We start from the raw sequence: 12,985 nt of genomic DNA on the forward strand, positions 1-12,985 counted from the left end.
GTCTTTGGTCTAGCCCAACCGGCATACGCTGGCGTGCGACAATTGGGGCTGCCGATATCACAACACTGAGAGAAGCCCGTCATGGAAGCGCATCAAAAGCAGATAACCGTTTATTCGAATCATACGGAAAGCGCGCCTGTCATCTACCTTCCTGTGGTCGTGGGCGACGGCAGCGAGGTTTATAAGTGTTGCCGAGAGCTCGACTGTCCGCCTTTCGCCCTCGTCACCATTGGCGGGCTCGATTGGAATCGCGAGCTGAGCCCCTGGGCATGCGACGGGACCGTACGCGATGCCGAGCCTTTCGGCGGCCAAGCTGCCGATTTTCTTGATGAGCTGCTGAATCAGATAATCCCCCAGGTCGAGTCGTCGCTTCCTCAGCCGCCCACCTGGCGCGGCATTGCCGGCTACTCGCTCGCGGGCCTCTTCGCACTCTGGTCCCTCTGGCAAACCGACGCCTTTGACCGCGCCGCGAGCGCATCGGGGTCGCTATGGTTTCCCGACTTTGTCGACCGTGCCAGCACGGCCCCTTTTGCCGGCAGCCCGCAAGCCGTCTACCTGTCACTCGGCAAAAAGGAAACCAAGACGCCCAACCGCATGATGCGGCATGTACTCGACGACACACGCGCGATGGAAGCGTTGCTCGTCGAGCGCGGCATTCCAACAACGCTGGAGCTCAACCCCGGCAATCACTTTGCCCAAACCGACTTACGCATGGCCCGCGGCATCCACTGGATACTGACGCATTAAAAATGGTGCCCACACGCATATACGCATGGGCACCATATCTTGTTTTAGCTGAACGCAGCTGCTACTCAGCAGCCTCCTCAAGCTCGGAGACATCAAACTCAAAGTCGTTACCCGGCAGGATGGCGTTGAGCACGATGCCCACCAGTGAGCCCACGGCAATGCCGGACAGCGAAATGGTCACGCCGCCCAGCTCCAACACGATGGCGCCGGCGGTGCTGTACGCGATGCCGAGCGAAAGCACGAGCACCAGCGCGGCAACCAGCACGTTGCGGTTGTTCTGGAAATCGACCTGGTTCTCGATGAGGTTGCGGACGCCCACAGCGCTGATCATGCCGTAGAGCACGAGCGACACACCGCCGATAACGCATGCCGGCATGGCGGCGATGACCGCGGCGAACTTGGGGCAGAACGAAAGCACGATGGCGCAACACGCGGCAATTCGAATTACGCGCGGGTCGAACACGCGCGTCAGGGCGAGCACGCCGGTGTTCTCGCCATACGTAGTGTTGGCCGGAGCGCCAAAGAGCGAAGCCAGAATCGTGGCAAGGCCGTCGCCGAGCAGCGTGCGATGCAGACCGGGATCGGCAATGTAGTTGCGCTCGCAAGTCGAACCGATAGCAGAGATATCGCCGATATGCTCGATCATGGTCGCGAAGGCCAGCGGCATGATGGTGATGATGGCCGTCGTGGCAAGACCGTTATCGAACTGCGGCCCAAAGAGTGCAAACACGGTGTTGTCCCACACGATGGGCAGACCGACCCACGGAGCGGCGGCAACGCCCGAGAAATCAACCTCGCCGAGCGCAGCCGCAACGGCATAGCTCACCACAACGCCCAGCAAAATCGGCACGATCTTGACCATGCCACGGCCCCAGATGTTGCAGATGACGATAACGGCAACGCCAATGACAGCCACAAGCCAGTTGGTCTGGCAGTTAGCAATAGCGGAGCTCGCCAGGATCAGACCGATCGAAATGACGATGGGGCCAGTCACCACCGGCGGGAAGAAACGCATGACACGCTTGGCGCCAAAGGCGCGGAAGAGCGCCGCAAGCACCGGATAAAGCAGGCCGGCGCAAGCAACGCCCAGACAAGCGTAGGGCAAAAGCTCGGTCTCGCCGTTGGGCGCGATTGCGGCATAACCGGCAATAAAGGCAAACGATGAGCCCAAAAATGCCGGCACCTTACCGCGCGACAGGAAGTGGAACAGCAGCGTGCCCAAACCGGCAAACAAAAGCGTTGCCGAAACCGAGAGACCGGTGAGCACGGGCACCAGCACGGTGGCGCCAAACATGGCAAACAGGTGCTGCAGACCGAGCAAAAACATGCGCGGGCGGCCGAGCGACGATGCGTCGTAGATGGCATCGCTGGCGGCGGGCGTCGAGGACTGGGACATGAGAGTCCTTTCAAAATGGAAGGGCGCTCGAGCATAGCGGATTACCTGCCCGAACGATACGATCCGAACCATTGTACGCGATGCGCCATGTCTCGCACGCGCCGTCACCTGCGAACGTTACCGCTATTTCCAAACGCGCTCGGCAATACGCTTGACCAGCGCGATCTTTGCCCATTGCTCGTCCTCGGTCAGCTTGTTGCCAATCTCGCAGCTGGCAAAGCCGCACTGCGGAGACAGATACAGGTTCTCGAGCGGAACATACTTTGCAGCCTCGTGAATACGCTCGACGATGGCATCCTCGTCCTCAAGCTCAGCGGCCTTGGTGGTCACCAGGCCCAACACGACCTTCTTGCCAGGGGCAACGTACCTCAACGGCTCAAAACCGCCGGCGCGCGGCGTATCGAACTCCAGGTAAAATGCGTCAACATCCTCGTTTGCGAACAGGTATGGCGCGATGGGGTCATAGCCACCCTCGAAGGCATAGGTAGAGTGGTAGTTACCGCGGCACACATGCGTGTTAATGACCAGGTCGTCGGGCTTGCCCTCGATAGCGGCGTTGTTGAGCGCCACGCCCAGCTCACTCACCTTTTGCAGATCAACCGGGCTCATGCCGGTCTTGGACACAAAGTCGGTATCGCAATAGATGCCCCAGGTGCAGTCATCAAACTGGATGTTGCGGCAGCCTGCAGCGTACAGGTCGGCGATCACCGTACGATAAGCGGCTGCGATGGCGTCGGCAAGTTCCTCATCGGTCTTATAGACAGCGCGCAGGCTCTCCTGCTGGCCATCGCAGCGGTCGAGCGTGACCTCAGAGAACGTCTGGATAGGCGCCGGGATGGTCTGGCGTGCAACGTGGTCCTCGCCCTCAAGTGCCTTGACAAACTTAAAGTGCTCGACGAAGGGGTGGTTCTCGCCGCTGATGGAGCCAGTCACCACGGCGGTATCGGCCGTGGTCTCCTCGTCGTGGAACATATATCCCGTACGCGAGGTGCGACGCTCGACGCCGTTCAGCCCCCACATAAAATCGAGGTGCCAGTAGCTGCGGCGAAACTCGCCATCGGTGATGACCTGCAGGCCGGCGGCCTTCTGCTTTGCCACCAAATCGCGAATAGCATCGTCCTCGACGGCCTTAAGGCCGGAAGCGTCAAGTTTACCCGCGACATAGGCGGCACGGGCATCCTTTACAGCCTGCGGACGAAGAAAACTGCCGACGATATCGGCGCGAAACGGCGCGTTCGGTTGAATCGAAGTGCTCATAGATATCTCCCTTTGCATTGGTTGCTTTACTGGGACAGAGTATGAGCGCTCATATGGCCATCGTAAAATATACGTTTATAACAGTTTGATATAGATGCTTCCTATATCAGTCTGGACTGTCATAAAGAGACTTGAACCGTGCGGAGCACAGCAGCCTAGATATGCTGACGAATCGCGTCGATATAGGCCCGACCGTAGCGCGTGAGCGTCGTGTTCTTGCGCGTAATAATGCCGATCTCCATGTACTCGTCCACGTCGAGCGGAATCGAGATAATGCCGGGGCCGTTGAGCTCGTGGCTGATCACGCCCGAGCATACCGTGTAGCCGTTGAGGCCCATGGCCAAATTGAACAGCGTCGCACGGTCACGCACGCGGATATTCTTGCGACGCTCAAAGGTCGAGGTCAGCTCCTCGGAATAATAAAACGAGTTATAGCTGCCCTGCTCGTAGGACAGGAACGGGTAGTCTTCCAGATCCTCGAGCGTCACGCTGGAGCGGCCCGCCAGCGGATGGTCGGCGCAGACGAAGACATGCGGCGTGGCGCAGAAGAGCCCTTCGAACACGAGCTCGTTGGCCACCAGCATGCGCTCGATGACCTCGCGATTGTGCTCCGACAGATACAGGATGCCCAGCTCGCTTTTCATATGCGCGACATCCTCGATAATCTCGTGGGTCTGCTCCTCGCGCAGGGTAAAGTCGTAGCGCGCGGCATCGAACTCGCGGATCACATCGACAAACGCATTAACGGCAAAGGAATAATGCTGGCAGCTCACACTAAAGTGCGGCACCTGCTCGGACGTACCTTTGTACTTGCCCTCGAGCAGGTCGGCCTGGTCGAGCACCTGGCGCGCGTACCCCAAGAAGGTCTCGCCCTCCTCGGACACAATGACACCCTTGTTGGTGCGCTCAAAGATATGCACACCCATCTCGTTTTCGAGATCGCGGATCGACGCGGTAATCGAAGGCTGCGACACAAAGAGCCGGCGCGAGGCCTCGGTGATGCTGCCGCATTCGGCAACTTTGACGACATATCTGAGTTGCTGGAGCTTCATGGCTTTCTCCCTAGACGTTCGTGACGTCAAAACCCGCCGTGTCCATTTGGCTCATAAACGACGGCATCTCCCCCGTCGCGGCGCAGGCGGCAATCTGATGCAGAGCCCCGGCAACCGCATCATCTGCCGCAGCGCCAATATGCCAGCGTGCGGCAGCCGTGACGGCCTCGTTGGCATTGGCGACTGCAACGGAGTTAGGAACGGCATCGATCATGGGCAAATCGTTATCGGAATCGCCAAATACGGCCACCTCGTCGGGCGTCAGGCCCAAAGCGCGCGCCAGCTCCAGCGCAGCGCAGCCCTTGTCCCAGCCGGTCGGAAGAACGTCGAACAGGCGCACGCGGTTGTTGGGAAACACGAGTGAGAGCTCCGGCACCTCAGCGGCAACACGCTCGCGCAGCTCGGCGAGCTCCTCGCGCGAACGGGCACTCCAGATATTCGCCTTGTATACCGGGGCATCGTCAACGACAGGACGACAGGGAGCCTCTTCGCCCTTGAGCCACGCGTTGCCGCCTGACTTCATGGCGCGACGCACACGCTCGGGATCGCTTGTCACGCAATAGGCATCGTTATTCCAAAAGTCATCACCCAGACGGTAGACCTTCAAATACGTATCGTCGGTCTCCTGTTCAAAATAATCGGCTAAGCGCATAAGGACATCGTTATCGATTGCGCGCGAAGCGACTACTTCGCCATCGACAAACATCACCTGGCCGTTGCAAAACGCACCGGTCGAGAAGCACTCGGAGCGATTGCGGAACATCCAGCCCATCGCGGACGGCTGACGACCCGAAACCGGCCCAAAGTGCAAACCCGCCGCCTGCATGGCATGAATACCCTCAATGGCGTAGTCGCTGGCGCCGTCATGCCCGGCTGGAATCAGTGTATCGTCCATATCGGTCAGCACAAGTTTGATCATAAGGTCCCCTCGGTCATTCTTAATCCCATCTATTGTACCGACCTGCCAAAAAGGGACAGGTTTATTTTGGCAGGTTTCATCTGGGAAAACGCAAAGTCCCAGTTGTTACCTGCCAAAATAAACCTGTCCCTTTTTGGCAGGTGCGCTAGTATAGGGAACAACAGATTCGATGCGGGAGTGCCGGCGGTGCAAACCACAAGGCTGAGAGGGCAATGGGCCCAATCCTTTGAACCTGTCAGTTAATGCTGGCGTAGGGAGCATGCCGCCTTTACAGGGGCGCTGTCTATGCACAGCGCCCCTTTTCTATGCCAAGGAGGCATGTGCAGTGATTGATTCGGAACAGCTTAAGCAACATATGGTCAAGGCCGTGGAGGAGATTCGCGCTACCAATCCGATGGCCGGTTCCATCACCAACACGGTGACGATCGACTTTGTCGCCAACGCGCAGCTCGCCGTGGGCGGATCGGCCGCCATGGTCTATCTGCCCGACGAGGGCGAGGCACTCGTTGCCGGCGGCGGCGCCATCTATCTCAACATGGGCACGCTCTTCCCCATTTACGAGCAAACGATTCCCCGCGCGGCCAAGGCGGCACACGACGCCGGTAAGCCCTGGGTGCTCGATCCGGTGGGCCTGGGTATCGGTAGCCTGCGCACCCAGCTGGTCAACGAGCTCAAGCAGTACAAGCCCGCCATCGTGCGCGGCAACGCCTCCGAGATTATCGCGCTCGCCGGCCTGTGGGGTCTTGAGGGCGAGGCGGCCGATCTGAGCCGCGTGCGCGGTGTCGATACCACCGACACGGTCGACGCCGCCCGTGGTGCCGCCGTGGCGCTCGCTCGCCACACCGGTGGCGCCGTTGTGGTCTCGGGCGAAGTCGACCTGATCACCGACGGCACGACGGTGGCCAAGTCTCACGGCGGCAGCCCGCTCATGTCCAAGATCACCGGCTGCGGCTGCTCGCAGGGCGGCGTGCTGGCCGTGTACGCCTGCGCCGCCGACCCGTTTACGGCAGCCGTCTGCGGCACCGCCGTCTACAACGTGGCCGGCACGCGTGCCGCCGCTGTCGCCGACGCCCCGGCAAGCTTTAAGGTCGCCTTTATCGACGAGCTCTACCGCGCAACCGCCCAAGACATCGCCGATAACCGACTCGAGCTCGAGGAGGCATAGGCCATGTCCGAGCCCGCAACCAATGCCGGCATGAACACGCTCGTCGCCGTGGCCATCGCCCCGTGCGGCACCGGCGATGAGCTATCCGCCGAGGTCGCCGAGGTCGTGCGTGTCATTCGCGAGAGCGGCCTGCCCAACCGCACCACCTCCATGTTCACCGAGATCGAGGGCGACTGGGACGAGGTCATGCAGGTCGTGCGCGACGCAACCTTTGTGTTGGCGAGCAAGGGCATCCGCACCGAAGTCGTGCTCAAAGCCGATATTCGACCCGGATTTACCGACACCATGACCGGCAAGCTCGAACGCATGGAAGCGCAGATCAAAAAGCAGGAGGAAGCACGATGAGCATCCGCGACAACCTTGATATCTCGGCCTATCTGGTACTCGGCCCCGAAAACACGCTCGGGCGTCCCGTGGGCGATGTGGTGGCCCAGGCGCTCGACGCCGGCTTTACCTGCATCCAGGTGCGCTCCAAGGTGGCAAGCGCCCGCGAGATCATTGCGCTGACGGGCGACGCCGCGCAGGCAATCGCACAGGCCGGCAAAACCGGTCAGGTTGCCCTGCTGATCGACGACCGCCTGGACTGCGTACTCGCCGCGCGCGAGCAGGGTATTGCTGTCGACGGCGTGCACGTGGGCCAGAGCGACATTCCCGTCGAGGTCTGTCGCAAGCTGCTGGGGCCCAACGCCATCGTGGGCCTTTCCGCCCGTTGCGAGGAGATGCTCGAGTACGTCAAGACCGCCGACATGAGCCTAGTCGACTACCTGGGCATCGGCCCACTCCACGAGACCGAGACCAAGCGCGACTGCGGACGCGCGGCCGACGGCTCTATCATCACCAAGAGCTTTGAGGACCTGGCCGCCCTCCACGCGGCAAGCCCCGTGCCCATCGTGGTGGGCGGCGGCGTCAAGACGGCCGACCTGCCACAGCTCAAGGCCACCGGCGTCGACGGCTTCTTTGTGGTGAGTGCCGTCTGCAGCGCCGATGACCCCTACGCCGCGGCCAAGGAGCTCGTCGACACCTGGCAGCAGGCGTAAGTCTAGGCCGAGCAGCTGATTCGCAGCCTCATATCTTCAGCAATGGAAAGCGCATCCCAGTTTGAGCCTCCATTCCGGGATGCGCTTTCCGCATGCGACCCTTACCCCGCCAGATACGCTTTCAACGCCGGCAAAGTCGCCTCCGCATCTCGACGACCGATCTGATAGATGCGCTCGAGCTCATCCGGTTCGCGGCACAGCGACGGCACCTTCACCGATTCGCTCGGCCGCACCATAAAGACCTCGCCGGCAGCCTCGCGACGCGCCAGGTCATCGAGCGTGGCATTGTAGACCTCATGCCGATGCTCAAGCGCCGCGACAAACTCCGGGTAGTGACGGAACACGCGCCGCAGCATGGGCATAACGCTGTTGGGCTGCTTTACAAAGCCCGCCGGTTGCGTCAGCACCACCACGTTGCGGTCGTAGCCCTGCGCAAACAGCCATGCACTGGGAATAGAATCAGCCACGCCACCATCCAGATATTTGTGTCCCTCAATGACAACAGGACGCGTCGCCACGGGAATAGCCGACGACGCCCGGATCCACTCGATATCGCGCTCATCGCCATAGGGCAGGTCGTGGTAGACAGCCTTGCCCGTCTCGATATCGGTACACACGCACGTAAACCGCATGGGACAGGCGCGATATGTCTCCAGGTCGATGGGATCGCGCTCGATAGGCACCTCGTGATAGGCAAAATCGGCATTGAACATATCGCCGGTCCGCAGCCAGCTTGCTACACCCGCATAGCGCTTATCGGCACAATAGGCCTTGTTATAGCGAATGGCGCGGCCGATCTGGCGCGATTTAAAGTTGTAGCCAAACGCCGCACCCGCCGAGACACCCACCATATGGTCGCAGGTCAAACCGTGCTCCATCCAAACGTCGAGCACGCCCGCCGTATACATACCGCGGTAGCCGCCTCCCTCGAGCGCAAGCCCCACCGTGTGTGATGTCTCCGGCTGTGTCATGCAACCATCTCCGTTCCCATGCTTTTGAACTCAACAAGTATATCTGTCAACGTATGCCGTCAAAAACGTGTTTATAAGCATTTATCGAACGTTTCCCAATGCATTCCCCATGCCGTACCGCAATGCCCCTAGATGGCCTTAGGCATGAACGCCCTTAAGAACGTTGCGGGATAAACATCGCCCGCACCATGCCGACGTCATCGCACGCAACGTGAGATAATTCTCAGCAGAAGTCACCAAAAGCAGAGGGAGTTTATGATGAAGGTTCTTTTGGTCAATGGCAGCCCCAAGGCAAACGGCAACACCGCCCGCGCACTCGCCGAGATCGCCGAGCAACTCAATGCGGAAGGCATTGATACCGAGGTGTTTCAGCTGGGCGCCAAGCCCATTCGCGACTGCATCGGCTGCGGTCAGTGCGGCAAGCTTGGCGGTCGCTGCACCTTTGACGATGACGTGGTGAACGAGCTCATCGCTGCCGCCGAGCAGGCAGACGGCTTTGTCTTTGGCTCGCCCGTCTACTATGCGCATCCCAGCGGACGCATCCTCTCGGCTCTCGACCGCGCATTCTATGCCGGCGGGCATGCCTTTGAGCACAAACCCGGCGCCGCGGTCGCCGTCGCCCGTCGCGGCGGCACGTCGACCACCTTCGATGTGCTCAACAAGTACTTCACCATTAAGCAGATGCCCGTAGTTGCTTCCACCTACTGGAACAACGTGTTTGGCCGCGTGCCCGGCGACGCCGATGGGGATGCCGAGGGCCTTGCCACCATGCGAAACATCGGTAAGAACATGGCTTGGCTTCTACGTTGCATCGAGGCCGGACAGGCCGCCGGTATCAACGCACCCGAGGCAGATCGAGCAACGACCAACTTCATCAGGTAGAACGGCGGAACATACTATGAACGTGCAAATCTTCGGCACCAAGAAGTCCTTCGATACCAAGAAGGCACAGCGTTATTTTAAAGAGCGCCGCATTAAGGTGCAGTTTATCGACCTTAAGGAAAAGGAGATGAGCAAGGGCGAGCTCACGAGCGTGATGCAGGCGGTCGGCGGTATCGACAAGCTGCTCAACCCCAAAGCCAAGGACGAGGAGACGCTCGCGCTCATTCAGCATCTCACCCCCAGTCAGCGCTTCGACAAGCTGCTCGAGAACCAGCAGGTTCTAGCCGAGCCCATCGTGCGCAACGGCAAAAAGGCCACCGTCGGTTATTGCCCCGATGTATGGGGAGCCTGGGAGTAGCTTGTGTTATTTGCCGGCGCGTGGGTATAAGAGCAGGCGTTTGGCATAAGATTCAACTGTAAGCCATGTCTAACAAAGGAGGGCACATGCCCAACAAACCCGTGAAGATCATCATGCTTACCGGATACCTCGGTGCCGGCAAGACCACGCTGCTCAACCACATCCTCGCTAACGACGGCGGCATCCGCGCCGCCGTGATCGTCAACGATATCGGCGAGATCAACGTCGACGCCAGCCTTATCGCCGACGGCGGCCTTTCCGAGACCGATGACCTCATCCCGCTCACCAACGGCTGCATCTGCTGCACGCTTTCGGACGACCTGGCCAACCAGCTGCAGGGCATCGCCGATTCGGGCAACTTCGATTACATCATCATCGAGGCCTCGGGCATTTGCGAGCCCATCCCCATCGCCTACACCATCTCGAGCTTCTGCGACGAGGCCAAGGTGGGAGGCGAGCCCAAGCTCGCGCTCGACAACATCGTGGCCGTGGTCGACTGCGCCCGCATGTACGACGAGTTCAACGGCGGTCGCGACCTGCTGGCAGAGGATATCGACGAGGACGACATCGAGAGTCTGCTCATCCAGCAGATCGAGTTCTGCTCCACGCTGATCCTCAACAAGACCGATACCGTGAGCCCTGAGCAGATCGCCGAGCTTAAGGCCATCGTGCGCAGCCTGCAGAAAGACGCCGTGATCGTCGAGGCCCAAAACGGCGAGGTCCCCATGGAGGAGCTGCTCGACACCGACCGCTTCGACTTTATGCGCGCCTACAACTCCGCCGCCTGGATCGAGGCCATGGAGCATCCCGAGGAGCACGACGACCCCGAGGTGCTCGAGTACGACATCGAGACCTTTGTGTACTCGCGCCGCAAGCCGGTTGACCTGCAAAAGTTCACCGATTTTGTTGAGCAGGAGTGGCCCGACGAGGTCATTCGCGTCAAGGGCCCGCTGTGGCAGACCGGCGATCCGGACATGTGCTACATGTTTGAGCAGGCCGGCCACCAGATGCGCCTGATGGAGAACGGCCTGTTTGTCGACTCGGCGCCCGAGGGCGAGAAGCAGAAGATCATCGACGAGAACCCCGAGATCATGCAGATTTGGGACGACGAGACGGGCGACCGCATGACGAGCCTGTGCATCATCGGCCGTCACATGGACAAGGATGCGCTCATCGCCTCCCTCGATGCCTGCCTGACCGACTGGCACCGCGCCTAGGTTTATCCAAGCGGACATTTTTCCGCTACGTAACCGCCAAACCACCACGAAGGTGCCTGTCCCCTTCGTGGTGGTTTTTCGTTCTGAGCCAAGGAGATTCATGTTCAACATTGTGCTGTATGCGCCCGAGATTCCGGCCAATACGGGCAATATCGGCCGCACCTGCGTGGTTACCGGCGCCCGCCTGCATCTGGTGGAGCCGCTGGGCTTCTCGCTCGACGACAAAACGGCACGTCGCGCCGGCCTGGGCTACTGGCAAAACTTGGACGTGACCACCTATGCCAGCTGGGAGGATTTCCTTGCGCGCAATGGCCTCTCCCCTGCCGACGAACGCCTGCATCTGCTGACCAAAAAGGCACGCCGCACCTATGCGCAGAGCACCTACCGCGACGGCGACTACTTGGTCTTTGGCAGCGAGAGCTCGGGCATTCCCGAGCCGCTGCTCGCCGCGGCGCCCGAGCGCTGCGAGCGCATCCCTATGCTGCGCGATTGCGACTCGCTCGATAACGCCGAGGCCTGGGAAGCCCACGAGGAATCGCTCGGGCATACCGAGGACGGCCACGAAGCCATCCTTCGGCAGGACATCTGCGGCAACTTCGTCAATCCGGACGACTACCGCATCAGCGCACTCAACCTCTCCAACAGCGCCGCCATCGTCCTCTACGAAGCCCTGCGCCAAACAGGCTTTCCGGGAATGTGACAAAGGAACTGTCCCTTTGTCACATTCAAGCGCCGCGCCGATGGCGCACACGCCTAATTGATGCTCTAGATAAAGAGCCTCACTTTTAATCAGAATTAACTAAAGTAAAATGAAGTTAAACGGCGGTGTGAAAGGAGAGCCTTGTGGAATATCTCGAGAACCCGTTTACCCCCAGTTTTGGTGAGGTTCCCGCCCATCTCGCTGGCAGACAACAGATTATTCGGGATTTGGACCGTGCCTTCTTGAGCCAGCGCAGGCGCCCAGAATTGACCTCGATCTTCTCAGGCGCGCGTGGAACCGGTAAAACCGCTCTCATGTCGTCGCTCGCGACAAGGGCGGAATCCCACGGCTGGATAGCCGTAAAGACGACCGCGCTCCCGGGAATGCTTGAGGAACTCGAGTTCGGGGCGAAACGCGCCGCAGCCCATCTCATCGACCCGTCCAACCACTTCGAAGTCACCGGCCTCGGAATTGCACCGCTCGGCAGCATCGAGGTCAATCGTGTCCACGATGCCTCAACCTGGCGTTATCGCATGAGCGACATCATCGACCAGCTCAACGAGGCGGGCACCGGTCTGCTCGTCACGGTTGACGAGGTGGACCCGACACTCGACGAGATGATTCAGCTCGCAGCGACGTATCAGCACTTTGTGACCGATGGGAAACGCGTCGCCCTGCTCATGGCGGGACTTCCCAACAACGTCTCGACGTTGCTGAACCACAAGACGGTCTCGTTCCTTCGCCGCGCCCAACAATATCATCTGGGTCGCATTGCCGACTATGACGTACGCGAGGCCTTGATTCGCACGATCCAGGAAAACGATCGCTTGGCAGATGCTGAGGGAATCGATAGAGCCGTTCGCTCGATCTCTGGTTTTCCCTTCCTATTGCAACTCGTAGGCTACCGTGCCTGGGATCTCACAAGCGATTCGAAGGAGATCTCGTCACGCGACTTTGACCTGGGAATCAAAATCGCGCGCGACGAGATGGACAACCGAATCCTCGCGGCAACCTATCGGGAACTCACTGCAGAGGACAAGCGATTCCTCATCGCCATGCTCGATGACGAGGAAGAGTCCACCACCGCTGACCTTGTCGAGCGCCTTAGGCGTTCGCCGCAGCAGGTCTCCCGCTACCGACGCCGCATGATAGACGCCGGCATCATCGGGGAGCGAGGACGAGGGCTCGTCGCATTTGAATTGCCATTCTTCCGCGACTATCTCTCCGCTCAGTGCGTGAAATAGGCATCAATGAGGCAAAGGGACTGTCCCTTTGCCTCATTGT

General features: G+C 60.0%; 14 protein-coding genes and 1 riboswitch. Of the genes, 9 read left to right on the forward strand and 5 right to left on the reverse strand.

The features are described from left to right. Positions 1–81: 81 nt before the first annotated feature. Entirely contained in the window at positions 82–747 is a 666-nt protein-coding gene (locus ABHR63_RS00105) for an alpha/beta hydrolase (RefSeq protein ID WP_117716506.1), read from the forward strand. A 61-nt stretch (positions 748–808) separates the two neighbouring features. Here ABHR63_RS00105 and ABHR63_RS00110 read toward each other — a convergent pair whose 3' ends face one another. From ABHR63_RS00110 to ABHR63_RS00125, 4 genes are all read right to left on the reverse strand, one after another. Beyond that, positions 809–2,143, reverse strand: a complete 1,335-nt coding sequence (locus ABHR63_RS00110; RefSeq protein ID WP_138111850.1) for a uracil-xanthine permease family protein — start codon at positions 2,141–2,143, stop codon at positions 809–811. Between the two features lie 123 nt (positions 2,144–2,266). Continuing rightward, on the reverse strand, positions 2,267–3,400 hold the full coding sequence (locus ABHR63_RS00115) for a 5-methyltetrahydropteroyltriglutamate--homocysteine S-methyltransferase (protein ID WP_229025959.1): 1,134 nt from the start codon (positions 3,398–3,400) through the stop codon (positions 2,267–2,269). A gap of 155 nt (positions 3,401–3,555) precedes the next feature. After that, complete coding sequence (locus ABHR63_RS00120) at positions 3,556–4,452, reverse strand: LysR family transcriptional regulator (RefSeq protein ID WP_138111844.1); 897 nt, start codon at positions 4,450–4,452, stop codon at positions 3,556–3,558. A 10-nt stretch (positions 4,453–4,462) separates the two neighbouring features. Beyond that, entirely contained in the window at positions 4,463–5,371 is a 909-nt protein-coding gene (locus ABHR63_RS00125; RefSeq protein ID WP_138375182.1) for an HAD-IIB family hydrolase, read from the reverse strand. A 163-nt stretch (positions 5,372–5,534) separates the two neighbouring features. Continuing rightward, positions 5,535–5,645, forward strand: a riboswitch (TPP riboswitch). Positions 5,646–5,696: 51 nt separating this feature from the next. On the opposite strand from ABHR63_RS00125, the gene thiM reads away from it, so the two are divergent. The 3 genes from thiM to ABHR63_RS00140 are packed head-to-tail and all read left to right on the forward strand — an operon-like array spanning position 5,697 to position 7,573. Beyond that, positions 5,697–6,536, forward strand: coding sequence for a hydroxyethylthiazole kinase (gene thiM, locus ABHR63_RS00130; RefSeq protein WP_238022525.1), 840 nt, complete (start codon positions 5,697–5,699; stop codon positions 6,534–6,536). A gap of 3 nt (positions 6,537–6,539) precedes the next feature. Then, positions 6,540–6,881 carry a thiamine-binding protein gene (locus ABHR63_RS00135; RefSeq protein WP_225093307.1) on the forward strand — a complete coding sequence of 114 codons (342 nt, stop codon included), beginning with the start codon at positions 6,540–6,542 and terminating at the stop codon, positions 6,879–6,881. Next, entirely contained in the window at positions 6,878–7,573 is a 696-nt protein-coding gene (locus tag ABHR63_RS00140) for a thiamine phosphate synthase (protein ID WP_117769839.1), read from the forward strand. The genes ABHR63_RS00135 and ABHR63_RS00140 overlap by 4 nt, the downstream gene beginning before the upstream one ends. 101 nt (positions 7,574–7,674) lie before the next feature. Here ABHR63_RS00140 and ABHR63_RS00145 read toward each other — a convergent pair whose 3' ends face one another. Then, positions 7,675–8,544, reverse strand: coding sequence for a patatin-like phospholipase family protein (locus ABHR63_RS00145; protein WP_138111838.1), 870 nt, complete (start codon positions 8,542–8,544; stop codon positions 7,675–7,677). A gap of 258 nt (positions 8,545–8,802) precedes the next feature. Here ABHR63_RS00145 and ABHR63_RS00150 point away from each other — a divergent pair, with 258 nt between their 5' ends. The 5 genes from ABHR63_RS00150 (at position 8,803) to ABHR63_RS00170 (ending at position 12,945) form a co-directional block, all read left to right on the forward strand. Next, entirely contained in the window at positions 8,803–9,426 is a 624-nt protein-coding gene (locus tag ABHR63_RS00150; protein WP_138111835.1) for a flavodoxin family protein, read from the forward strand. Positions 9,427–9,442: 16 nt separating this feature from the next. Continuing rightward, positions 9,443–9,784, forward strand: a complete 342-nt coding sequence (locus ABHR63_RS00155; protein WP_055252194.1) for an arsenate reductase family protein — start codon at positions 9,443–9,445, stop codon at positions 9,782–9,784. Between the two features lie 86 nt (positions 9,785–9,870). Further along, complete coding sequence (locus ABHR63_RS00160; RefSeq protein WP_138111832.1) at positions 9,871–11,001, forward strand: CobW family GTP-binding protein; 1,131 nt, start codon at positions 9,871–9,873, stop codon at positions 10,999–11,001. A 100-nt stretch (positions 11,002–11,101) separates the two neighbouring features. Continuing rightward, positions 11,102–11,701: a tRNA (cytidine(34)-2'-O)-methyltransferase gene (locus ABHR63_RS00165; RefSeq protein ID WP_138111829.1), complete on the forward strand. Its 600-nt coding sequence runs from the start codon at positions 11,102–11,104 to the stop codon at positions 11,699–11,701. Positions 11,702–11,844: 143 nt separating this feature from the next. Further along, a complete protein-coding gene (locus ABHR63_RS00170) occupies positions 11,845–12,945 on the forward strand; it encodes an AAA family ATPase (RefSeq protein ID WP_138111826.1) in 1,101 nt (366 codons plus the stop codon). The last annotated feature ends 40 nt before the right edge of the window (positions 12,946–12,985 follow it).

Source organism: Collinsella aerofaciens (assembly GCF_039752775.1).
GTDB lineage: Bacteria > Actinomycetota > Coriobacteriia > Coriobacteriales > Coriobacteriaceae > Collinsella > Collinsella aerofaciens_R.

Excerpts from the sequence above, each read along its gene's own strand:
- ABHR63_RS00105 (WP_117716506.1), top strand. The coding sequence starts at position 82 with ATGGAAGCGCATCAAAAGCAGATAACCGTTTATTCGAATCATACGGAA.
- ABHR63_RS00110 (WP_138111850.1), bottom strand. The coding sequence starts at position 2,143 with ATGTCCCAGTCCTCGACGCCCGCCGCCAGCGATGCCATCTACGACGCA.
- ABHR63_RS00115 (WP_229025959.1), bottom strand. The coding sequence starts at position 3,400 with ATGAGCACTTCGATTCAACCGAACGCGCCGTTTCGCGCCGATATCGTC.
- ABHR63_RS00120 (WP_138111844.1), bottom strand. The coding sequence starts at position 4,452 with ATGAAGCTCCAGCAACTCAGATATGTCGTCAAAGTTGCCGAATGCGGC.
- ABHR63_RS00125 (WP_138375182.1), bottom strand. The coding sequence starts at position 5,371 with ATGATCAAACTTGTGCTGACCGATATGGACGATACACTGATTCCAGCC.
- ABHR63_RS00135 (WP_225093307.1), top strand. The coding sequence starts at position 6,540 with ATGTCCGAGCCCGCAACCAATGCCGGCATGAACACGCTCGTCGCCGTG.
- ABHR63_RS00140 (WP_117769839.1), top strand. The coding sequence starts at position 6,878 with ATGAGCATCCGCGACAACCTTGATATCTCGGCCTATCTGGTACTCGGC.
- ABHR63_RS00145 (WP_138111838.1), bottom strand. The coding sequence starts at position 8,544 with ATGACACAGCCGGAGACATCACACACGGTGGGGCTTGCGCTCGAGGGA.
- ABHR63_RS00150 (WP_138111835.1), top strand. The coding sequence starts at position 8,803 with ATGAAGGTTCTTTTGGTCAATGGCAGCCCCAAGGCAAACGGCAACACC.
- ABHR63_RS00155 (WP_055252194.1), top strand. The coding sequence starts at position 9,443 with ATGAACGTGCAAATCTTCGGCACCAAGAAGTCCTTCGATACCAAGAAG.
- ABHR63_RS00160 (WP_138111832.1), top strand. The coding sequence starts at position 9,871 with ATGCCCAACAAACCCGTGAAGATCATCATGCTTACCGGATACCTCGGT.
- ABHR63_RS00165 (WP_138111829.1), top strand. The coding sequence starts at position 11,102 with ATGTTCAACATTGTGCTGTATGCGCCCGAGATTCCGGCCAATACGGGC.